Genomic DNA, 4,081 nt, shown 5'->3' with positions numbered 1-4,081 from the left:
GTTGCGATGACTTCAAACAAGAATCCACCAAAGACAGTGACACCGTTTGCCAAGGCATTTTCACCAAGACTAGCAGTTGACATGCCTGAGTTAGACAAGAGGAAGAATACTGCAGCTGACGCAAGGAAAGCTCCAACTACTTGTCCAAGGATATAGTTTACAAGCTCTGAAGATGACAAACGTTTGTTTACAAACAAAGCGATCGAAACCGCCGGGTTCAAGTGCGCACCTGAAACAGTTCCGATTGAGAAAGCTGCAACTACGATTGCCAAACCAAAGGCAAAAGCAATTCCAAGGTGTCCAAGGCCATTAAGACCATTTCCAAAAACAACAGCTCCTGTTCCAATGAACACAAGCATAAATGTACCGATTAATTCAGCAACAAATTTTTTCATGATAAATCTCCTTTTTTCAAACTATGTATTAGTCTATCAAAAGAAGGAAAGTGTTTCAAGAAAATTGACTGGAAAGTATTTGAAAATCATGAAACGACTCGCTTATCCTTAGTACTGAAAAGATTGAATGGCTTCTTTCAAGGCATCTTGTAAACTATTTTTCTGGTCAAGTTGGATATAGACTTCCAACAGACAGGATCTGAAGTTGGAAAATTTATAAAAATCTTCCCTCTCTTCTATCGGAAAGTCAATAGTTTTTATCCAAGAAGCTACTTGTTCTTGCCCTAATTTCCCTTGCAAAATGGGTTCATAAAGTACTCTCGCTAAGCGCCAGTCCTCATCATTTGTAAAACGAATGGTAATTCTTTTAAATAATTGACCCAGTACATCAAATACTTCAGAAAATCTGTTACTAGGAAAATCTGGATGACAAACGACTTCCGTCAAGAGATCCGCTCCATGCGCAAAAGCGTGAACCCAACCATACTGACTTGAAAAACCTGTCGTATCCTTTTCTTTTTTAAGGTAATACAAACCTTGAGATAGCATAGCATTTCTTATATCAGCTTTTAAGCCTTTATAGAAAAGAGAGTGCTCGTTACCATCTGCATACAAAAGATTGGCATAAATAAGCGCCCTAAAAGAACGTTTAAGAGTTGAAACTCCTCTACTATCAATCTCTTTGTATAGCCTTTCATTAGAGGAGACCTCTTCTGAGATAAACTGAAACTGCTCAAGGGAAAACAGTTCTTCTTGAATTCCTCTAGCCAAACTCGTAAAAACAAGTTCATCTCGAATTTCTGGAGAGGGATCTCCTAAATGCTCAAGCAACCACTGAATTTCTTCTCGACTATAGCTTGGTTTTTCTTCTGTCACTTTTCTTTGTAATTTTTTACGCATCTCAAGCACCTCTACATTTCTAGTAACTTATCAAAAAGTCATCCGAAGATGACTTTGAAGAGGAATATTTGGAAAAATTGGAAAGGAACATGGCATAGTTAAAGCACTATTTTTTCTTTTTCGGAGTTAAATCTTCAAAAGATGTACTATTTTTACTAATAGTCTCGCTAATGGCTTTTTGTCCCAACCCATTAATTGAGCTATCCATTTGAGCTGCTAAAGTCGTTACAGCAGTTTTATTTGTCATAGCAAGAACCCCTATCTCCTCATCGTACTTATCTACAATACCTTTTCTACCTGATTTTATAGGAGGAGCACAAAATGTTTTGATAGCTGCTCTTTCTAATGTTTTTTTGATTTCTCGCCTGGCTGATTCTGACATAGGTCCAATCAAAGCGTCTATGACTAAATCCACTAGCATTTCTTCTGCCTCCTTTCTAACTCATATAAGTCTTTTCTTTGACTATAACTCTCTTCTAACTCTTTTTCTAAGCGAGAACGCTCTTTTCGGTACTGAGTCTGCAACTCTTCATCTTTTGCCTCTATTTTAGCATACTGCCGAAGATACTCACTACTCGTCTCACTTGAATAAGATTCTAATAACATCAGAAATTGGTGATGCTCCCCATCGTCTCCAGATTTCTGTCTAGCAAAATCATAAGCAACGTTCTCAAACTCCTCATATAGTCTTGTCAACTGAGAACGATTATGATCTAAACTTTCATAGGATTCTTCTATTTTCTTCTTAGCAGTTCTATAGTCATCCTCCAAGGACCAAAGTCCCTCTTCTTGCTTTTTTATTTTCACTTGGATTTCTTCTAGTTTGTCCATTGATTAATATCCCTTGCCAAGCTTTCGTCTCCTTCAACTGCTTGTTCAACACCCTTCTGAATATTCGTTTCCAAATCCGTAAAGGCTTTTACAATCTCAGCTGATTTACTTACTTTTTTATCAAAATGTCTCTGAGTTTCACCCACAATACTATCATAAGTTACCCCAGCTTCTGCATAGACATCCTCTATCTCATCATAAGTTAACTCTGTGACGAACCAAGGAACTTCCTTACTTTTATCGTAGAGTGTTTCAGCATCCGCAACTGCTTTTTTCGCAACTGCCTCAATCTCGCTGTGTCCGTTGCTGACACTCTCTGTCATTGCCGTCGCAACAGCTGTTGCTTGGACGCTGTCCAAGAAAAACATCTCATGGCTACTTATACTACCATCTGATAAAAATTGGGTACTCAACTGCTTTAGAAGTCGATTTTTGACACCTTGTAATTTCTTCAGAGTTTCATAGTTCTTCTTTTCAAGTCCAGTCATCTTCTCTGGACTCTGATTTTCCAAAATATCTTTGATTTGGTTAATTTGATTTTTATCACCCGTAATATCTGGATCAATACTGTGCCCACCGGAATTTTCAAGCAGATAATCTTCCCCCAAGTATACACCTAAAAAAGGTTTTGAGATATTGTTAAGAAAGTCATCTTGAGTCCGGATTCGTACTACTTGACCTGTGAATGTCTTTTGTTTATTGATTATCTTCTCCCTTGCCGAATCCCACGGAGTCAGATAATCTATGATTTTATCTTTAGATTCGATAAGACCTTCTAAATAGAGAGGCGCTGAGTTATATACCACAGTACGCGGAGCGTTATACTCTAAGGCCACCCTCTGAGCGATGTTACCTCCTAAAGAATGTCCAGTTAGAGTAATATTATCCCCATATCTCTGTCGAATCCTTTCATAAAATTTGAAAGCTTCATCATAATGAAAACCGAGCGCCATGGCTATACTACCGACATCTGTAGCGACATCCTTGACTATATCCGCATTAGGATTCGTTCCCGTATAGGCAATAATCACCTCTCCACTGTCCTTATCTAGGAAGGCTGTACCACTCGTCCCAGTAAAGTCATCATGAAAATCATCTAGATACTGGAGGTTAGAGGGGAGAGGTTTACTTCTGTCTACTGCATTAAGAAGTTGTTTTCTATCATCATGTCCAATTTCAGGTTGATTAACTCGCACATTCTCAAATTCGTAAGTCAGATTTGCTGCATCTAGAGTAGCAATACCACTATTCGCTGTATCCTTTTTACTCATACTTCTCTCCTAATTCGATACTCTCTCCTTAAAATAATAGCCATCATTAAAATCAACAGTAACAGAATAATAATAAAAGTCATCTAACCTCAAAGAACTACCAAATCCTAGCACTGTTTCAGCTTGTTGCTGTTTATTAAAATATTGGTTAATCGTTGTGTTTTTAATAATATAATCTATATCAAAAGAACCATTATTTCCATTAAAATGTTTGTTTTTTAATGATAATTTACTTAAAAACTCTTTATCTATACCAAGTTTTTGAAACAAAAAACCATCAAACTTCCATATTCTTTTAGCGGTTTCTTCATCAGAAAAAATAAATTTGTTGTCTATATATTGAACACTTACTACCACTTCATCGCTTTTTGGCGCATCTTCCTTCGCTGGGCTTTTAGCAAGAGTACCCGTTATTGTATGCGATGTTGCATCACCTTTCAGCTTAATTTCTGTAATAGAATCATCAATTCCATCACTTTTCTTTTTGAAATAGACCTGCTCAATCTCAAATCCTTCCGGAAATTGCTTAAACAAATCAAACAAATTCTCGGTTGGATAGACACGACTGACCTCAGAGACTTTGTTCTCAATCCATGCTCGACTATTTTTATTTTCTCCACACCCTGTTAATCCTATCATTATCAATCCTCCTAAAAGTAACATTGTGAGAAATATGCGTTTTTT

6 protein-coding genes are annotated in these 4,081 nt (G+C 37.1%); all 6 read right to left on the bottom strand.

Annotation, left to right across the window (positions count from 1 at the left end; all coding sequences use genetic code 11):
- Nucleotides 1-395 (bottom strand): MIP/aquaporin family protein (locus tag GMD1S_RS06815; protein WP_000714819.1); only part of this gene is annotated, 395 nt, incomplete at its 3' end.
- Between the two features lie 108 nt (nucleotides 396-503).
- Complete coding sequence (locus GMD1S_RS06810; protein WP_001227786.1) at nucleotides 504-1,295, bottom strand: DUF2785 domain-containing protein; 792 nt, start codon at nucleotides 1,293-1,295, stop codon at nucleotides 504-506.
- Nucleotides 1,296-1,401: 106 nt separating this feature from the next.
- The gene (locus GMD1S_RS06805) at nucleotides 1,402-1,716 is read right to left on the bottom strand and encodes a hypothetical protein (protein WP_000959513.1); all 315 of its coding nucleotides are present in this window, start codon (nucleotides 1,714-1,716) and stop codon (nucleotides 1,402-1,404) included.
- Nucleotides 1,710-2,102: a hypothetical protein gene (locus GMD1S_RS06800; protein ID WP_237738583.1), complete on the bottom strand. Its 393-nt coding sequence runs from the start codon at nucleotides 2,100-2,102 to the stop codon at nucleotides 1,710-1,712. Before GMD1S_RS06800 ends, GMD1S_RS06805 begins: the two co-directional genes overlap by 7 nt.
- An 11-nt stretch (nucleotides 2,103-2,113) precedes the next feature.
- Nucleotides 2,114-3,397, bottom strand: a complete 1,284-nt coding sequence (locus tag GMD1S_RS06795; protein WP_000037150.1) for a DUF2974 domain-containing protein — start codon at nucleotides 3,395-3,397, stop codon at nucleotides 2,114-2,116.
- 9 nt (nucleotides 3,398-3,406) lie between these two features.
- The coding region (locus GMD1S_RS06790) for a hypothetical protein (protein ID WP_237738352.1) at nucleotides 3,407-4,081 on the bottom strand (675 nt) is incomplete at its 5' end.

This window comes from Streptococcus sp. GMD1S (assembly GCF_000296875.1).
Taxonomy (GTDB): Bacteria; Bacillota; Bacilli; order Lactobacillales; family Streptococcaceae; genus Streptococcus.
This window is presented reverse-complemented; position numbering and strand designations above follow the sequence as displayed.